Below are 17,451 nucleotides of genomic sequence, written 5' to 3'. Positions count from 1 at the left end.
TTTCATTTAGCTACGAAAGCGTGGCAATGGCCTTTCGAGCGTCAGCGAGGTCAAGGTCTTGCGCACCTGGGCTTCGTCGGCCTCCAGCGCTTTGAGGCTGGCGCGGATCTTGCCGGCGGCGGGCACATCGCCCTGCCGGTCGATCCAGTCGGCAATCTCCTTGCAGGCACTGCTCAGGGCGGCCTGACGCTGGTTCATCAGCGATATGAGGGTGGTGAGCTCTCTTTCGGACATGGCAGGATCCTCCATTCAGCCCTGTCAGTGTAGCAGCGGCTGGCGCGATTGCCTGAGGCCAGGGGTCGCAGTGGCCTAGCCGTGCAGGCAGGCTGTGCGGTAGGCGCCGGGCGTGACGCCATAGGCTTGCTTGAACTGCCTGCTGAGGTGGCTCTGGTCAGCGAAGCCCAGGTTGAAGGCCACGTCGGCTGCGGCCAGGCCAGTTTTGAGGAGCTCCCGGGCGCGGGCCAAGCGACGTTGCTTGAGCCAGGCGTGGGGCGGCAGGCCCGTTGCCTGGCGGAACACGCGAGCGAAGTGAAAGGGCGATAGATTGACGGCCGCCGCCAAAGCTTCCAGCGAGGGCGGATTTGCCAGTTGGCTCTCCAGCAACTCACGGGCTCGGGCCACCGCCAGCGGCTCATTGCCGGGTGCCCTGGGCGCAGGGCAGTGGCCGTGGCGCTGCACCAATGCCAGCACCGCCTGGCGCCAGGCCGTCTGTTGCTCGAGGGCGCTGGCGCCAGCCTCCGACAGTTGGTGCAACTGGCTGAAGGCCTGTGCCAGGTCCGGGTCCTGGATCACGCTGTCATTGAAGCGCGGCATGCCATCGTGGCCCAGTTCCAGTTCGTCCAGCACCCCGGTCACTCGCTCGTGCTCCGGATAGAAGCCGCGGTAGCGCCAACCCGCCTCGTGCGCGGTGGCTCCAGTGTGCAGTTCGTCCGGGTTGATCAATACCATGCTGCCCACCGGCGCCAGGTGCTCGCTGCCACGGTGCCAGAAGCGCTGCGCGCCCGATTCGATGACGGTGAACACGTAGCCTTCATGCACATGCGGCGCAAAGCGCTGCTGAAAGTAGCGCGCGTGCAGCATCTCGACATCGCCCAAAGCGGGCGCCTGCCAGAGGTGGGTCTGTTCGCGCAGGGGCGTGCTCATGCCAGCCAGCTGCGCAGCAGGAAGAAGATCAACATGCTTGCCAGCATGCTCAGCAATACGCTGCGGGTCAACAGCACCAGGGCGATGGCTACCAGTGCGCCGAGCAGGTAGGGGTTGAGCAGGCTCAGGTCCAGCTGGTGGCCGGGCAGGAAGATGATCGGCCCACAGATCGCGGTTAGCATGCCCGGCACGGCAAAACCGAGGAACTGCCGGGCATTGGAACTCAGGCGCAGGGGCAGGCGTGGTTCCAGGAAGGCATAGCGGTTGAGGAACACCACGGCGCCCATCGCAAAGATCAGTAGCCAGGTCATGCGCGGCCTCCGGAGCATTTCTGGCAGATGAAACCGGCCGCCATGCCCAGTAGCCCAGCGGCCACCAGCGCGGTTTCCCAGTGCCAGTGGCTGAACAGCACCGAGCAGAACAGCGATACCGCCACGCACACCACCGTGGCGAGGTTGCGTACCAGCGGGGCAATCAGCGCGACGAAGGTGGCGACGATGGAGAAGTCCAGGCCCAGCTGGTCCAGGTGCGGGATGTTCTGGCCCAGCACGATGCCGGCCAGGGTGAACAAGTTCCAGGCGACGTAGAAGGTCAGGCCGACACCGAGTGCGTACCAGCGGTTGAACTGCTGCGGGTCGTAATGGCTTGTGAGGGCGAAGAACTCATCGGTCAGCAAGAAGCCCAGGCCTAGCCGCCAGCGCAGCGGCTGGTTCGACAGCACTGGGCGCATGGACAGGCCATAGAGCAGGTGCTGCGAGGTCAGCAGCAGGGTGGTCAGCAGGATCGACAGCAGGTTGGCGCCGCCCTTGAGCATGCCGATGGCCACCAGTTGGGCGGCACCGGCAAATACGATCGCCGAAAGGCCCTGGCCTTCCCAGGCGCTGAGGTTGGCCTCGATGGCCATCGAGCCTGCGAGCAGGCCCCAGGGCGCGACGGCCAGGGATAACGGAAGAATGGCGATGGCGCCGTGCAGGAACGCTTGGCGGGCAATGGCAGGACTGCTGGGCATGATGGCTGCGACACTGTTGTTCGGTATCGCAGCATGCCAGAGGGGGCGCTGGGTGGCTTGAACGATCTTGCTCGTTTGGCGCAACCCCGGCAATCAATCAACGCTGGCTGGTCAGGCGTCGTTGCGCCGCTACACATCCGTTGATTTCCACGGCCCTCTGCAGCAAGTCCTGGCGCCGTTGCGGGTCAAGGTCACTCAACAACCGGTACACCTCGGCCTGATAATCTCGCTGGCGCCCCCACTGCATCTGCAGCCCTTGTGGCTGGCTGCGTGCGCAGGCCAGGCGCGCGGCCGGTTGTGGGTAGTAGGGTGCATACAAGGTGGCCATGCTCGGGACCGCCTCGAGTGCTTCGCGGTAACGCGAGCTGGCGTTGTAAGGCGGGCACCAGGTGGCAATCGCCGTGGCGGGTGGGGCAAAGCCTTGTTGCAGGCTTGCCTCCAGCAACGGGCAGGCGGCGTCAGGAATTTGTGCCGCGGGCAGGTAGGTCGTGTAGTAAAGCGCCAAGCGATACTGGGCCACAGGATGGCCGAGCTCCACCGACTTTTTCAGCAAGGCCACCGCCGTCGGCAAGGTACGGGCCATGGCCTGGCCCTGGCGGTTGAGCTCAGGGTCGCCACCAATGGCGGTGCGCAAGCTGGTGCCACTGTCGTCCTGGTTGTCGGCCTCTTCCAGCAACGGCAAAGCTTGGCGGTAGAGCAGGTCGGCATGGGGGTCGATACGCACTTCGAGCGCTTGCGCGGCAAGCGGAGCGAGGGTGGCGAGCAGTGCAGGCACAAGGGCGGCGCGAGTCACGGACGCGCCTCGCAGGCGGGGCGGTCGCGGCAGGCAGCCAGGTACGGGTGGACGGCAGGGATATTCATCACAGGTACGCGTGCGCCTCAGGCGGATCGGAACGACGGCCTATTCTAGCCAAGCGTGGGGGGTGACCGAAAGGGCGGCGCCCAACTGTCAGACGAGCTTGATCGGTGTGACCTTGCGTTGGGCGTGTTTTTCCTGGGCCAGGCCAAGCTTGGCGGTGATGACCTTGGCCAGCGCATTGTTGCCCAGGTCATTGAGGTGCAAGCGGTCGATGAACAGGTCGGCGCCGAACACAGGGGAGCTGCTGAGCATGCTGTTCATGTCGTAGCACGGCACCGGGTCCGCCTGGCTCTTGATACGCCTGAAAAATGCCATGTGCAGTTGGCTGTCGAAGACGCCTTCAAGCAGACGGTCGAAGTTTGCCGGTTGCCGTTCCAGCGCCGCCAGCATGGCGTGTTCACCGGCAGGCAAGGTTTCGCGGCACCAGGGCAGCAGCGGTTGCAGAATGAAAGTGAGAGTGGCGTGGCTGTCGGCCAGCATCTGATCCCACTGGCGCAAGGTACGGCCAATGCTCTCGGCGGCACGCGCCAGGCGCTTTTCCGGGGCGGATAACGGCCAGGATGGCACCGGCGCGTGGCGCCGCGGGGCCAGCGCCTGGCCCAGGCGCTGCCACAAAGACTCCCGTTGCACAGGGCCGGTGGGCCGTATGCCTTCGTTGAAACTGTTGAGGTAAGCCTGATGCGCCTGAGCGTGCTGCAGGTCGTGCTGGCCAGCCAGCACCTCGCCGAGGGCTTCGTGGGCGAGCGTATTGACGCCGCTGAGCACCACCACATGGCCGACTTCGCCGAGGCGGTGCTGGTGGGTGAGGAACAGTAACAACTCCTGGCTGGCATTGAGCCCGCAGCCTGCCAGGTTCAGCCACACCTCCCCAGTCAGCATCGAGAGGTGCGAGGCCACCGTATGCTCATCGGAGCTGGCACCCACCCCCATGGCGCTCGAACCGCCGACCAGCAGGTTGATGCGCGCCGCGCCGCCGCGTTCGGCGGCCGAAAAGCGTTTGCCGGCGCAATGGCTGTAGCGCAAGCCAAGAGCATCGGTGTTGATGGTGCCGGAGCGGTAGCCACTCTCATGGACATGCAGGGTATGCGGGGCGCGACGGTTGCCCAGTTGCAGGAAGCGCTGGTAGTCCGGCGGCAGTGGCGACAGGAGGCCCGGGCCGTGCGTTGCGGTATTGGGCATGGTCATGGGCGCTCCCTATCGTCTGGCGTGGCTTGTTGCACTGGAGTCTCGGGGGCTTCAGCCCGCCAGTTCCTTGAAGTTGTAGGCCAGGCCGCCGACGGCGATCAGTAGCAGGGCGACCCCCGAGGCCAGGGAAATCATGCGGTTGCTGCGTTGCGAAGCGATTTTGCCGATGGCGAAGATGTACAGGCTGAGCACGGCGAAGTCGATGACTACCCACAGCAACGAGAGCACCACCATGCTTTTGCCGAACGACTCGGTGATCTGGATGAACTGCGGGAAGAAGGCGATGAAGAAGATGATGTCCTTCGGGTTGGAGATGCCCACCATGAACCCCTGCCACAAGCCGCCCCGGCCGGTTTTCGGCGCTTGCGCCTCGGCTGGCGCGGCAGGCGCCTGCAGGCACTCGCGCAAGGTGCTGACGGCGATGTAGCCAATGAACAGGCAGCCTAACAGGCTCATGCCGCTGAGCCACGCCTTGTCGATGGCCGCACTGGTCAGGATGACCCAGGCCGCAGCGCCGATCAGCACCAGTGAAGCCCAATTGGTGCCAACGGCGGTGAACATGGCCTTGCGTGAGCCGGAGGCAGCGGCAGTGTTGACGATCAGTGCCACCACTGGGCCTGGGGTGGCGATCAGCAGCAGGACGGTCAGGGCGTAGGTTGCAGTCAATGCGGTATTCACGGTCAATTCTCGATCAGTGTGTCGGGTGTTGCGTGGGCGTGGGCATGAAAGGGGCAGCGCGACGGGTTGAGCGAGCCTGCTTCCTGCAGTTGGTATTGCTTCCATTCGAAATTGTCGGCCTGGCCGAAGAAGCCGAGGCTGTCAGGCATAACGCCGTCGTTGTAGTGGCGCACGCGTTCGCGGATGCGCGCGCGGATCCGCTGACCGCTTTCGGTGCTGGCGTTGGCCACTTCGTCGAAGTTTTCCCGTGGGTTGATGACGAAGGTGATGTGGTTGCCCAGGTTGCGGCTCTTCATCTGCTGGTGGCCGGGGAAGTTCATGTTGATGAACAGCGGCATGCCGGCGTAGCAGAACGACCAGCCGCTGTCTTCCGGGTCGCTTGGGATCGCCTGCGGCCAGGGATGCGGGTCGCGCGCGTGCACGCCACGCAGTACTTTCCAGGCCAGTGCCTGCTGTTCGGCAAGGGTGCTGTCGGCGGGGGTCTCGAGAAACACCACCAGCGGGCTGCCAATGCGTTGCTTGATCGGGATAGGGGTGATGGTACGGATGTAATCGGCCAGCCCTTGAGCGATGTCGTCGGCCAGTTGTTCGGCACTGGCGAAGAGGATATGGCAGGATTCGCCGGCCACTGCCTTGCGCCCGAACAGGCACGGAAAGTCGGGGTTGGCGAGGATGCTGCGAAAATGTTGTATGGTCTTGTGCGTCCAGTGCTGCGTATTGCGCACATGTTCAGCGGCGAGCTCTAGCGCATCCAGGCGATAGCAGTTTCCATAACCCGTAAACATGATTTCCCCAGGCGTTTAAGTAACAGAAAGTTCCAGATACATGCAGGCAGGTTATTGGCTTATCTTTGTTATTTACCTGCATTTTCTGAGACACGGTTAACGTTGTAAAACGCGTGGAACTATGACCTACTATTAGTCTTACTCATGCTTCGGGGGCGTCATGTCAGAACGGATTCAGGCCTTGCACGCGCTGCGTGCCTTCGAGGTCGCCTCGCGGTATGGGTCGTTCACCCGCGCGGCCGAAGAGCTGGCGCTGACGCAAGGCGCGGTCAGCCACCACATCAAGACCCTCGAGGGCATGTTCGGCTGCGACCTGTTCGAGCGCCGCGGGCCCAAGCTGAGCCTTACCGAGCATGGGCGCCTGTTGTCCCAGGAGCTCAAGGTTGGCTTCAAGATCATCGAAAATGCGTGTGCGCTGCTGCGCCAGGACCGCTATGGGCTGCGCCTCAAGGCGCCGTCGACGCTCACCGTGCGCTGGCTGCTACGGGCCTTGGATGCGTTCAAGAAGATCGACGACAGCTGCAGCGTGCAGCTGTCGAGCGTGTGGATGGACATCGATACGGTGGACTTCTACTCCGAGCCTTACGATTGTGCTTTCCTTCTGTCAAACGGCCGCTTTGCGGCCGATGTCGAGAGCTTCAAGCTCTTCGATGAGTGGCTGATCCCGGTGTGCCACCCCGACTACATGCAGCATGAGCAGCCGGCGCTGGGTGACCTGCGTCAGTGCGAGTTGCTGCATCCCTCACCCGACCGGCGCGACTGGCGGCGCTGGCTGGCACGCATGGATGCGCTCGACATCAGCATCGACCAGGGCCAGGTGTTCGATACCCTCGACCAAGGCATCTCCGCAGCCCAGCAGGGCCTGGGTATCTCGGTGGTCGACCTGGTGCTGGCCAGTGCCGACCTGGGGGCAGGGCGCCTGATCACGCCGTTCAAGCATGCGGTGGCGACTGGCGACGGTTATTACATGGCCTGGCTCAAGTCCAGCCCCAAAGCGCGGCAGATGCAAAAACTGCGTGATTTCCTGCTGGGCCAGGTGCCGCCTCTGGCCTACAAGGACATCAACTACCTGTACGGTTGATTGCCCGCACGAGGGTAGAATCACCCCATCCGACACATCGGTCACACCGAGGACAACGCAGTGGAGTTGCAGCAGGGCTTTGTCCTGACCCGGCATTGGCATGACACGCCCGAAGGCACCTGCGTGGAGTTCTGGCTGGCCACCGACCAGGGCCCGCGCCTGGTGCGCCTGGCCCGACAGGATTCAGTGATGTTCATCCTCCAGGCACAGGCCGAGCACGCACGCGTGTTGCTGGCCGGGGAGGCGGGTGTCGAATTCAAACCCCTACGCCTGCATGACTTCGAGCATCGACCGGTGCTGGGTGTCTATTGCCGCCAGCACCGGCAACTGCTGCAGCTGGAGCAGCGCCTGCGCAATGCGGGTGTTGACGTGTACGAAGCCGATATACGCCCGCCCGAGCGTTACCTGATGGAGCGCTTCATCACCGCTGCAGTCCAGTTCATCGGCCAGCCGGATGCCCATGGGGTCTTCTGCGATGCCCAGCTCAAGCCCTCGGCACACTATCGCCCGCCGCTGCGCTTGGTGTCGCTGGATATCGAAACCAGTGAGCGCGGTGAGCTGTACAGTATCGCCCTGGAAGGCTGCGGCCAGCGCCAGGTGTTCATGCTGGGCACCGCCAATGGCCAGGCCACGGCGTTGGATTTCGACCTGCAGTACTGCAACGACCGCGCTGAGCTGCTGCACTGCCTGAACCAGTGGATGGCCGAGCACGACCCGGATGCGATCATCGGCTGGAACCTGGTTCAGTTCGACCTGCGCCTGCTGCATGAACACGCCCGGCAACTGCAGGTGCCGCTGGCGCTGGGGCGCAACGGCGCACCAATGACCCTGCGCGCGCAGGCCAATCGCGGTCATGTGTTTGTCGATGCGCCCGGCCGCTTGCTGATCGATGGCATCGAAGCACTGCGCTCGGCCACCTGGAGTTTTCCCTCGTTCAGCCTGGAGAACGTCGCGCAGACCCTGTTGGGCGAGGGCAAGGCGATTGACACGCCGTACCAGCGCATGGACGAAATCAACCGCATGTTCGCCGAGGACAAACCTGCGCTGGCCCGCTACAACCTCAAGGACTGTGAGCTGGTGACGCGGATCTTCGCCCATACCCGCCTGTTGGAGTTCCTGCTCGAACGCTCATCCGTGACCGGGTTGGCGGTCGACCGCAGCGGCGGTTCGGTGGCTGCGTTCTGCCACCTGTACATTCCGCAGATGCATCGGCTGGGGTTCGTGGCGCCGAACCTGGGCAGCCGCCCCGATGAGGCCAGCCCCGGCGGTTTTGTCATGGATTCGCGCCCGGGCCTTTACGACTCGGTGCTGGTGCTCGACTACAAAAGCCTGTACCCCTCGATCATTCGTACGTTCCTGATCGACCCGGTGGGCTTGGTCGAAGGCCTGCGTCAACCGGATGACACGCACTCGGTCGAAGGGTTTCGCGGCGGGCGCTTTTCGCGCAGTCGGCATTGCCTGCCAGCCATCGTCGAACGTGTCTGGCAGGGCAGGGAGGAGGCCAAGCGTGAGGGCAATGCGCCGTTGTCCCAGGCGCTGAAGATCATCATGAACGCCTTTTACGGCGTGCTGGGTTCCAGCGGTTGCCGCTTCTTCGACCCGCGCCTGGCGTCTTCGATCACCCTGCGCGGCCATCAGATCATGCGCCAGACCCGTGCGCTGATCGAGGCGCGCGGTTATGACGTGATCTACGGCGACACCGATTCCACCTTCGTTTGGCTCAAGGGGGCGCAAGGTGAAGAGGCTGCCGCCCGCATCGGTCGCGAACTGGTGGCCGAGGTCAACCAATGGTGGCGCCAGCACCTGCAAGAAACGCTGGGCCTGGAAAGCGCACTGGAACTGCAGTTCGAGACCCATTACCGGCGCTTCCTGATGCCGACGATTCGCGGTGCCGATGAGGGCAGCAAGAAGCGCTACGCGGGCCTGGTGCAACGCGCTGATGGTACCGAGGAGATGGTCTACAAGGGCCTGGAGTCGGTGCGCACGGACTGGTCGCCCCTGGCCCGCCAGTTCCAGCAGGCCTTGTACGGGCGGGTTTTCCGCGGGCAGCCGTACCGTGATTATGTGCGCACGTTCGTGCAGCAGACCCTGGCGGGCGAGCTGGACGAACTGCTCATCTACCGCAAGCGCCTGCGCCGGCCGCTGGCTGACTACCAGCGCAACGTCCCGCCGCATGTGCGTGCCGCGCGGCTGGCCGATGACTACAACACCCGCCAGGGGCGCGCGCGTCAATACCAGAATGGCGGCTGGATCAGCTATGTCATCACCACGTCAGGCCCAGAGCCACTGGAAAACCAGCAGTCGCCGATCGACTACGATCATTACCTCAGCAGGCAGCTGCAGCCTGTGGCCGATGCCATCTTGCCCTTTGTCGGCGATGATTTTGCCGCGTTGACCGACCGTCAGTTGTTGCTCTTCTGACTCCGGGTATTACCTATCTAACGCCCTGCGGGCATTGCTCTACCTAGGCTGGCGGCTCTATTGAGCCAAGGGGTAGCAAGCATGGTTGATTCATCTGCGGGTGAGCGGCACGTATTCGATGAGCTGCGAAAGGCGAGCGCTGCGTTTCAGGACGACTTGATTGGCCAACGTCTGCCGGCGTGGCTGCGTGACGCGCCCGCCGATCTGCTGCCGCAGATCGGCCGGGCGCTGGCCAGCAGCCTGGCCTGTCGTCAGCGGGTAGCCGCCTTGCTGGCACAGGTTGACGGCATCGACGATTTCGTGGTGTCGGCCCTGGAGGTGGCCCTCGACGCACGCCTCGGTTTGCGCATCAACGTGCGGCGTGCGCAGTTTCTGGCGGGGCGCCGTGAGCCGGTGATCAACGAGCAGCCTGTGGGCACTCACCTGACGCAAGTGGTCGATGAAACGCAGCCATTGCTGGAGGTGGTGCTGCGAAACTTCACTCACGAACAAGCCCAGGTCGGGGGGCAGCCTAGAGGTAACCGCTTGGTCGTCTCGCGTTTCGATGGCGGCCGGCTCCCCAGCGCAGTCGAGTTCGCTGCGCTGTGCCGTGAGCTGGACCTTGGGGCGGCTTACCAACGTCATCTGGATGGGGTGTTCAAGCCTGCCGGCGGCGAGAAGGTTGTCGAGACCCAACTGCTCGATGCCAGCCGCTACGCCATGTTGGTGGATGCCTACAAGGCCAGGTACGAGCAGGTATTGGACGACAGTGAGTTGAGGTTGCTGGTGGCCATGTGCGTCGAGGGTCGCCTTCTGCGCCTGGCGGGCGACCTGGTGGTCGCCAGGCAGCTGAGCCTGCTGGGTTATGAGATACAGCAGGTGGTTGTGCTCGAAGTGATCGACCAGGGACCGCTGCTCGATACCACGCGACGGTTGCTGATGTACATCCCGGGCGACCCTGTGGGCGCCTGGAGCGTCTACCCGAGCCTGGAAAAGCTCTCGCGAGGGTTGGGCACGCGGCTGCGTGACAAAGCCTACCAGCGGTTCTTCAGCCGACTGGTGCGTCGGCGCGACAGCCAGGCGTTTTTCGCCAGGGTAATACCGGTGTTCGACGACCTCCCACTGTGGGCGACCTACGATCTCAATCCACGTTTGCACACCTATGCAGAGCCGCTTTTCAACAGCCTTGCCCAGGCGCGCATCCTGCAGATAAAGGATGACGCAGCCATGGTTGCGATGCCGGTGGCGATGCTCGATCGCCGGATCCAGCGCGAGCATGACCAGCGGCTGGCGGCCGAGGGTTGGGCGTTACTCAACGTGGCTGCGCTGTTCGTCCCGGGCCTGGGGCTGGGGCTGCTGGCGGTCACCGTATGGCAAGTGCTGGGTGAGGTGTACCACGGCATCGAAGCCTGGCGCGACGGCGACAGCCAGGAAGCGCTGGACCACCTGACCCAGGTGGCCACTGACCTGGCGCTGATCGCCGCCACAGTCGCTGGTGCGACCGTGGCCCAGCGGTTGTGGGCGCGCTCGAGGCTGGTCGACGAGATGCTGCCGGCGCAACTGCAAGACGGCAGTCGCAAGCTCTGGCAGCTAGACCTGACGCCTTATCGCGGCGTAGTGCCCAGCGCCGCGACAGCGCGTGACGCATTGGGTATCGGCCGCCTGCGTGGGCAGGCCTGGGTCGAAATGGACGGGCACCACTATGCCGTCGTCGAGCAAGCCGAGCCAGGCCAGTGGCAGCTTGTGCCCCACGATGGGCATGCGCCGGCATTGCGTCACAATGGCGCGGGCGCCTGGCGGCTGTGGAGCGAGCAGCCGGCGCAGTGGCACGATGTGCATCGTATGTTCCGCCGCCTGGGCGAGCCCTTGAATGCGCTGGGGGATGATGAGATAGACCAGGTGCTGGCGATTCACGGACTCAACAGCGAGCATCTGCGGGCCTTGCATGTCTACGGCCGGGCGCCGGAGCCGGGGATGCTCGATACGGTCGAGCGCTTCAGGATCGATCAGCGCATCCGCCAGTTGATCAGCCGTTTGCGCGGTGGCGAGCAGGTCGATGACCTGACCGTGCTGCAGCACGCGCAGCGCCTGCCTGGCGCTGCCGGCATCGCCGATCAGGCGCTGGCCGAACTGGCATGGGCCCGGCGTCGAGAACTGTTCGAACATGTGTATCAAGCGCTGCAGCCGACGGTCGACGCTGCCAGTGAGCAGTTGCGCAGGGTGTTCCCCAGTGTTCACCCGCGGGCCGCGCAGGCGTTGCTGCAGGCGGCAAGCCCGGCTGACCGGCAACGTTTGCTGGAGAGCGGCCGTGTGCCATTGGCCCTGGCTGAAGCGGCCAGGCGCAGCGCGCTGTCGATCCGTATGGCGCGGGCGTATGAGGCGCTCTACCTCGATAGCCCGCAGAACGCCGACCTGGCCCGTGTCGCACTGGGCATGCTCAAGCATTTGCCGGGCGCCGGCGAAGGGGTGCACTGGCGCCTGTTCGAAGGCAGCCGTGATGGGCCGTTGCTGCTGTCGACCGAGGAGGGCGCCCAGGCATTTGACCTGGCGCATGTGAATGGCGCCTTCCAGTTGACCAATGTGCAGGGCGAGCATCGCGGTGAACCTATGGAGCTGTTCGATGCCATGGCTGCGGCCTACGACGACAGCCAGCGCGAGGCCCTGCAGATTGGCGAGCCGTTTGCCCATAACGTGCGCGTGATGCTGAGCCGAGTAGCGCTGCAGCGGCGCAACGAAGTGGAGCGTTTGCTTGGCCCGCAACGGCAAGGTGCATTCAGGGCGCCGCTACGCCTGAGGGATGGTCGCCTGGGGTATCCGCTGGGGGGCTGCAACTCGGGGGGCATGGGCCAAGGGGCGAGGTCGCTGACGGCAATGGTGCGCGACATCTATCCGTCTTTCAGCGATGAACAAGTGGCGGCCTGGATCGCCAACCTACAACGCACTGGCCTGCAGGCCGAGGCGGTGCTGGCGAGCTTGCGTCAGGAGTACAGGGTGCTGCGCAACAGCTTGGCGGCCTGGGTCGCGGAAGTCGAAGGTGAGCAGGTGGAGGAGCGGCGAAGCATTCGCCAGATACTGATCAATTGCTGGCGGCGCACCATCACTGCGGGAGAGCCAGTGCTCGACACCGAGAACGACTACCGTGTTGTCTTGTACAACACCCGCCCCGGTGAACTGCCGCAAATGCCCGCGCAAGTCAGTTACAGGCATGTGGCCGACCTGTCGTTGCTGCGCATGGAGCTCGAGGAGATTCCGACCAGTTTTCTGTTGGCCTTTCCGCGACTGCGGGTACTGGATCTGGGCGGCAACCTCTTGACCCGCTTGCCGCAACCGCTGCTGCAAATGCAGCACTTGCGCCAATTGACATTGACCAACAACCAGATCGTTCTGAATCTCTCCCAGGCGGCCACCTTGGCCAGTTGCCAGAACCTGGAATATGTCGACCTGTCCCACAACCCGCTGGGCCGAGGATTCCCGGTCAACGGGTTGCCACAACTGCGCTGGATGAGCTTGCGCAATACGGGGATCAGGCAGCTCCCCTCCGGCATTTTTGATCGTCCCCGGCTGGTTTACTTGGACCTGCGCGAGAACCGTATCAACGCCATTCCGGAAAGCTTCTTTCAAATGCCTTTGCAGGCCCGGCGGCGAATCAGGCTCGGTGGTAATCCTTTCAGTGATGCCGCGATGTTGCGCCTGCAGGCGGCGTTGATGGCACCGATCGAGGCCATTGATGAATCGTTGCTGGCGGCACAGCGTGATCACGCCCGTGATGTCTGGGGCGATGCGGTGGGGCCTCAACACCGTGGCGTGCTGATCGCCGCGTGGGAAACCGTCGATCAAGGGACGCCTTCGGAACGGTTTTTCCGCGTGCTGCAGCAATTGCTCCAATCGGCGGACTTTCACATCAACGCCCAGGCAATGGCGATGCGGGTGCTGAGCGTGCTGCAGGCAATGGCAACCGATGCCGAACTGCGCGAGTCGTTGCTGGCCGTGGCCAATGACGAGTGGGGTTGCCAGGACGGTGCCACCTGGTGCTTGAGCAACCTTGAACTGAACCTGCTGGTGTGGCGTGCGCGCAGTAATGCCAACGGCAATCAGGAGCAATCGTTGTTGAACCTGGGGCGGCGCCTGTGGCGCCTTGACCAAGTGGACCGGATCGCCGTCAGGGATATCATCGAACGGGGTGGCAACCCGGATGAAAGCGAAGTGGGGCTGGCCTACCGTACAGGCTTGCGCGACCGCCTGAATTTGCCTGTGGCGGTGGGCGAGATGAGTTTCCGCCCTGTGTCGGGGGTCGATGAGCCGCGCCTGGCCCAGGCAGAGGCAGCTGTCCGTGCAGCGGAAACCCAGGAAGAGATCGCCCGCTCAATGGTCGACCGAACCTTCTGGTGCGAGTACCTGGAACAGCACCTTCCCGAGCGTTTTACTGCCCTCGACAGGCCGTTTCAGCGACGCGTCGCTGCAGTCCTTGACGATGAGGAACTCAGTGACGCCCAAAGGCGGGCACAGTCCGACGCCATTCTGGCCGAGCAACGTGCCGCGCGCCGAGGTTTGCTGCTGGACATGACGTTGAAGGCGCTGGAAACCGGCCCGGCGGACCCACCGATCACTGTGCGCCGGTAGTCGTTCAAGGTGTGCAAAGCGGTGCAAGGGCTCGCCCCAGGCCGCTTTGGACTATGCTCACACAGGGGGGTATTCCGTCGGTTAACGCCTGTACCTTGCTACTGCAGGCTTGGAAACTGTCAGTTACTTTTCCTCAACCACCTGGGACGTGAAGTGGTTTAGGCTCCAGGTCGGATTTTTCTCCGTGATCTGTAGTCTTTGTTTTATCGAGATATTAAGGAGATGCGTATGCTCGTTCGGTCACTGACCCTCGCCACCTTGCTCGCCGTCACCAGCCCTTTGTTCGCCGCCGACAGCGACGCACCGTTGGCAAAGGAAGTGGGCAAGGCCAGGCCTTTGGTGATCATCGCCCCGAGTTCAGCCGACCCGACCCTGCGAGGGCTGAACGAGGCGCTGAAGGATCCTGCCACCCAGGCAGCTTTCAAGGAACGCGGCGTGGTGGTCTACAGCGTCGCCAACATGATGGGCAAGCGCGAGGACAAGAACCTCGAGCAGCAGACCACCATGGCCCTGATCCGTGAGCTCAAGCTCGGCGCAAGCAAGGGCACCAAGGTGATCCTGGTAGGCAAGGACGGCGAGCGGCATATGCTCAAGGATGACGACACGGGTGAAAAGATCGACCCGCAGGCCATCATCAAAGCGGTTGACGCACTGCCGGCGAGCGAGCAGGCAGTGGCTGCACCCGAGCCAGTTGCGGCAGTGCCGGAACCCAAGAGCAAGGACAACAAGCCCGCCAAGCCTGTCAAACCCGCCAAGCCGGCGGCGCCTCCCAAACCGTTGGAAGACTAGCAGCGCTCACCTGCTTTTCGTCGGAGGAGTGGGTGATCGATCCGGTGACCTTTCAGGTTGCTTCCTACACGCTTTGTGGGCTGTGGTGATACTTCCATCTTGCTTGCCCAGTGCTTAATGGCTCCACTTTCAACCGCAGTGGAGCTACACCATGACTCATGCACGTAAAAAACTCGGCCTGCTCGGCGCCGCACTGATCGGCAGCGTGGCATTCAGCAACGCCTTTGCTGTCGAACCTCTGCCGCAGGGCTACCAACTTGCCGACGCCAAGGCGCAGGGCGAGGGCAAATGTGGCGAAGGCAAGTGTGGGGCTGATGGGAAGGCCAAAAAAGGGGAAGGCAAGTGCGGTGAAGGCAAATGCGGCGCCGATGAAAAGGGCAAGAAAGGGGAAGGCAAATGTGGTGAAGGCAAATGTGGTGAAAAACCCAAGGCCTGAGCCGAATCCTGACTTGTGACGTAATGCCCCTTCTGCTGTTCAGGAGGGGCGTTTTGCGTGCTGTGGAGACCTACCCAATGAACACCTCACCCTTGTTCACGGGCCTCGGCCTGCGCCGCGGCCTGATGCCCCAATTGCTGAAACTCGAAGAGGGCGCTGTGGATTTTCTCGAATGCGCACCGGAAAACTGGATTGGAGTCGGTGGTCGTTATGGAAAATCCCTGGCGCAACTGACCGAGCGATTTGCGCTCGCCTGTCATGGCCTGTCCTTGTCCCTGGGCGGTAGCTTGCCGCTGGATCTTGCTTTTCTCGACCAGACCCGGCAGTTCCTCGATCAACACCAGGTACGGCTGTACAGCGAACACCTGAGCTACTGCTCCGATGACGGTCATCTGTACGACTTGATGCCAATCCCCTTTACAGAAGAAGCCGTGCATCAGGTGGCGGCCAGGATCCGGCAGGCCCAGGACCATTTGCAGCGACGTATTGCAGTGGAGAACATCAGCTACTACGCGGCACCCTACCAAGTGTTGAGCGAGCTCGACTTCATCCGCGCGGTGCTCGACGAGGCCGACTGCGATCTGTTACTGGACGTCAACAATGTGTACGTCAATGCCTGTAATCACGGCTACGACGCACAAGCGTTCCTTCAGGGGTTGCCCGTGGCGCGGGTAGTCGGCATGCATGTTGCCGGGCACTACGACGAGGCACCCGACCTCAAGATCGATACCCATGGTGCCTCGGTGAAAGAGGATGTGTGGGCCTTGTTTAGCAAGGCTTGCAGGCGCTTTGGCGCTCAGCCGACAGTGCTCGAACGTGACTTCAACTACCCGCCGTTGGCCGAGCTGATCGAAGAAACCGCACGCATTCGCGCCGTGCAACGGGAGGTGTCGCATGTACGAGACGTTGCGTGAGCAGCAGTTCATGCTGGCCCGGCACCTGCGTGATCCGGTACGGCATGCCCCTCCACCGGGCATCGAGGAGCGCCGCCTGAAGGTCTACCGCGAGTTGTTCTACGGCGCCATTGAAAGCTTGCTGGCCAGCAGTTTTCCAGTACTGAGCCAAACCCTGGGTGAGCAGCGCTGGCATGCACGCGTTCGTGATTTCTACGCCAATTACCGTAGCCAGACGCCGTTGTTCACCGAGATCGCCGAAGCATTCATCGACTACCTTCAGGGCATTGAAGTGGATGCACCCTGGCAGCTGGAGCTTGCCCACTACGAGTGGGTCGAGGCGCGGCTGTATCTGAGCGATGCCGAGGACCCGCCGCACGACCCTCAGGGCGATTTGCTACAGGGCGAGCCGCTGTTGTCGTGTACGGCGAGGGTGCTGGCATACCGCTGGCCGGTGGAGCGCATTGGCCCCGACTACCAACCAGAGCAGCCGCCCGAACAACCCACCTTGTTGTTGGTGTATCGCGATGCCGATCTGCAAGTGCGTTTCGCGCGGCTTGCACCCATGGCGTATCGCTTGCTGGCAGAGGTGAGCGGCAGTGGGCGCGAGCGCCTGCGACGATCAGGGGGGGACCAGACGGAGGGTTTGGCGATGCTGGAGAGCCTACGCGCGCAAGGCATTGTCATCGGTACACGGTGAGATGAAAAACGGGCTCGTGCCTGCGGGTATCGAGCCCTCTCGCTTGATGGCGATCAGGTGCGTGTAGTGAGGCGCTCTCTGATCCAGTGGTCAAGGCTCAGGCGGCCGGCGCCTTTGAGCAGTAGTGGCAGCAATGCCACCAGGTAGATCAGCGGCAACTTGAAGTTACCAAAGCCCCGGTCAGTGATGGTGTATCCCTGCGCCAGCTCTGCCAGGCTAGACCATTGCATCGGCCAATGCACTGCAGCAATTGCCACCACGGTGATCACCATCAACCCTGCCGAAGCCAACCGGGTGCCAAGCCCCAGCACCAGCAGCAACGGCAGAAGCAACTCGGCCCACATCGAAAGTTGCCAGTTCAGCTCTGGTGGTAGCACGTTGAATGGGAACGGGAAGCTCCCCTGCAGGTCGCCGAACCAGTTGCTGCCATTGAGCTTCTCTCGGCCGGACTCAAAGAACTCCCAGGCCAGGAACAGCCGTAAAGGCAAGTCGGCGCTCCAGTTGCCTAATCGGTCGACGTGGCTGAGTGTGCGGGTCAGGGTTATCATGCTTCTCTCTCTTCTTCAGGAAATGGCGCAGGCGCGGTGGCGCGGATGGCGCTGCGTAGCCCGTCCGCGCCGATCGGGTAGGCGGCCAGTATCACGACGGTCATGAGCAGGGGCAGGCCGGCGAGGGCGGCGAATAGCTTCCAGCCTGAGGGCAAGGGGAAGGGTTTCATCGGAGAGTCTCCCGGGCTGTCGTTGTGAGACCGGGAGTGTGTGGGGATAGGTTATCTGCAGTGTGTCAGCACATGCTGCTTTATGTGTCGGATTGTAGTCATCGCTTATGTAGCTCAGCCTTCTCGTGGCAGGTCGGACACCCTGCCGCGATCAC

16 protein-coding genes and 1 pseudogene are annotated in these 17,451 nt (G+C 63.1%); 7 read left to right on the top strand and 10 right to left on the bottom strand.

Annotation, left to right across the window (positions count from 1 at the left end):
* Positions 1-6 precede the first annotated feature (6 nt).
* From ACIPIJ_RS14290 to ACIPIJ_RS14255, 8 genes are all read right to left on the bottom strand, one after another.
* Positions 7-234 (bottom strand): hypothetical protein, encoded by a 228-nt coding sequence (locus ACIPIJ_RS14290; protein WP_401077467.1) that lies wholly within the window; start codon positions 232-234, stop codon positions 7-9.
* 75 nt (positions 235-309) lie between these two features.
* Positions 310-1,143: an AraC family ligand binding domain-containing protein gene (locus tag ACIPIJ_RS14285; protein WP_401077466.1), complete on the bottom strand. Its 834-nt coding sequence runs from the start codon at positions 1,141-1,143 to the stop codon at positions 310-312.
* Entirely contained in the window at positions 1,140-1,454 is a 315-nt protein-coding gene (locus tag ACIPIJ_RS14280; RefSeq protein WP_016393612.1) for an AzlD domain-containing protein, read from the bottom strand. The genes ACIPIJ_RS14285 and ACIPIJ_RS14280 overlap by 4 nt, the downstream gene beginning before the upstream one ends.
* Positions 1,451-2,152 carry an AzlC family ABC transporter permease gene (locus tag ACIPIJ_RS14275; RefSeq protein WP_401077465.1) on the bottom strand — a complete coding sequence of 234 codons (702 nt, stop codon included), beginning with the start codon at positions 2,150-2,152 and terminating at the stop codon, positions 1,451-1,453. The genes ACIPIJ_RS14280 and ACIPIJ_RS14275 overlap by 4 nt, the downstream gene beginning before the upstream one ends.
* A gap of 97 nt (positions 2,153-2,249) precedes the next feature.
* Positions 2,250-2,945: a sel1 repeat family protein gene (locus tag ACIPIJ_RS14270; protein WP_401077463.1), complete on the bottom strand. Its 696-nt coding sequence runs from the start codon at positions 2,943-2,945 to the stop codon at positions 2,250-2,252.
* Between the two features lie 156 nt (positions 2,946-3,101).
* Positions 3,102-4,196: a hypothetical protein gene (locus ACIPIJ_RS14265; RefSeq protein WP_401077462.1), complete on the bottom strand. Its 1,095-nt coding sequence runs from the start codon at positions 4,194-4,196 to the stop codon at positions 3,102-3,104.
* 51 nt (positions 4,197-4,247) lie between these two features.
* Positions 4,248-4,874 carry a LysE family translocator gene (locus ACIPIJ_RS14260; RefSeq protein ID WP_401077461.1) on the bottom strand — a complete coding sequence of 209 codons (627 nt, stop codon included), beginning with the start codon at positions 4,872-4,874 and terminating at the stop codon, positions 4,248-4,250.
* A 2-nt stretch (positions 4,875-4,876) separates the two neighbouring features.
* Positions 4,877-5,659 (bottom strand): YqcI/YcgG family protein, encoded by a 783-nt coding sequence (locus ACIPIJ_RS14255; RefSeq protein ID WP_401077459.1) that lies wholly within the window; start codon positions 5,657-5,659, stop codon positions 4,877-4,879.
* Between the two features lie 160 nt (positions 5,660-5,819).
* Between ACIPIJ_RS14255 and ACIPIJ_RS14250 the strand changes: the two genes are divergently transcribed.
* The 7 genes and pseudogenes from ACIPIJ_RS14250 to ACIPIJ_RS14220 all read left to right on the top strand — a co-directional run bounded on the left by ACIPIJ_RS14250 (position 5,820) and on the right by ACIPIJ_RS14220 (position 16,578).
* Positions 5,820-6,740: a LysR substrate-binding domain-containing protein gene (locus ACIPIJ_RS14250; protein ID WP_401077457.1), complete on the top strand. Its 921-nt coding sequence runs from the start codon at positions 5,820-5,822 to the stop codon at positions 6,738-6,740.
* Positions 6,741-6,800: 60 nt separating this feature from the next.
* Positions 6,801-9,161 carry a DNA polymerase II gene (locus ACIPIJ_RS14245; protein ID WP_401077455.1) on the top strand — a complete coding sequence of 787 codons (2,361 nt, stop codon included), beginning with the start codon at positions 6,801-6,803 and terminating at the stop codon, positions 9,159-9,161.
* A gap of 81 nt (positions 9,162-9,242) precedes the next feature.
* Positions 9,243-13,760 (top strand): NEL-type E3 ubiquitin ligase domain-containing protein, encoded by a 4,518-nt coding sequence (locus ACIPIJ_RS14240; protein ID WP_401077454.1) that lies wholly within the window; start codon positions 9,243-9,245, stop codon positions 13,758-13,760.
* Positions 13,761-13,988: 228 nt separating this feature from the next.
* The gene (locus tag ACIPIJ_RS14235) at positions 13,989-14,549 is read left to right on the top strand and encodes a DUF4174 domain-containing protein (RefSeq protein WP_401077453.1); all 561 of its coding nucleotides are present in this window, start codon (positions 13,989-13,991) and stop codon (positions 14,547-14,549) included.
* A 151-nt stretch (positions 14,550-14,700) separates the two neighbouring features.
* Positions 14,701-14,970 (top strand): annotated as a pseudogene (locus ACIPIJ_RS14230) (EF-hand domain-containing protein); the annotation flags it as partial.
* Between the two features lie 92 nt (positions 14,971-15,062).
* Entirely contained in the window at positions 15,063-15,899 is an 837-nt protein-coding gene (locus ACIPIJ_RS14225) for a DUF692 domain-containing protein (RefSeq protein ID WP_401077451.1), read from the top strand.
* Positions 15,880-16,578, top strand: a complete 699-nt coding sequence (locus ACIPIJ_RS14220; RefSeq protein WP_401077450.1) for a DUF2063 domain-containing protein — start codon at positions 15,880-15,882, stop codon at positions 16,576-16,578. Before ACIPIJ_RS14225 ends, ACIPIJ_RS14220 begins: the two co-directional genes overlap by 20 nt.
* A 53-nt stretch (positions 16,579-16,631) precedes the next feature.
* Here the strand turns inward: ACIPIJ_RS14220 and ACIPIJ_RS14215 are convergent, their stop codons facing one another.
* Together ACIPIJ_RS14215 and ACIPIJ_RS14210 are read right to left on the bottom strand one after the other, a co-directional pair.
* Positions 16,632-17,126 carry a DoxX family protein gene (locus ACIPIJ_RS14215; protein ID WP_401077449.1) on the bottom strand — a complete coding sequence of 165 codons (495 nt, stop codon included), beginning with the start codon at positions 17,124-17,126 and terminating at the stop codon, positions 16,632-16,634.
* Positions 17,123-17,296, bottom strand: a complete 174-nt coding sequence (locus ACIPIJ_RS14210; protein ID WP_401077592.1) for a hypothetical protein — start codon at positions 17,294-17,296, stop codon at positions 17,123-17,125. The genes ACIPIJ_RS14215 and ACIPIJ_RS14210 overlap by 4 nt, the downstream gene beginning before the upstream one ends.
* Positions 17,297-17,451: the final 155 nt, after the last annotated feature.

This window comes from Pseudomonas sp. NPDC087185, assembly GCF_044744955.1.
Classification (GTDB): domain Bacteria; phylum Pseudomonadota; class Gammaproteobacteria; order Pseudomonadales; family Pseudomonadaceae; genus Aquipseudomonas.
This window is presented reverse-complemented; position numbering and strand designations above follow the sequence as displayed.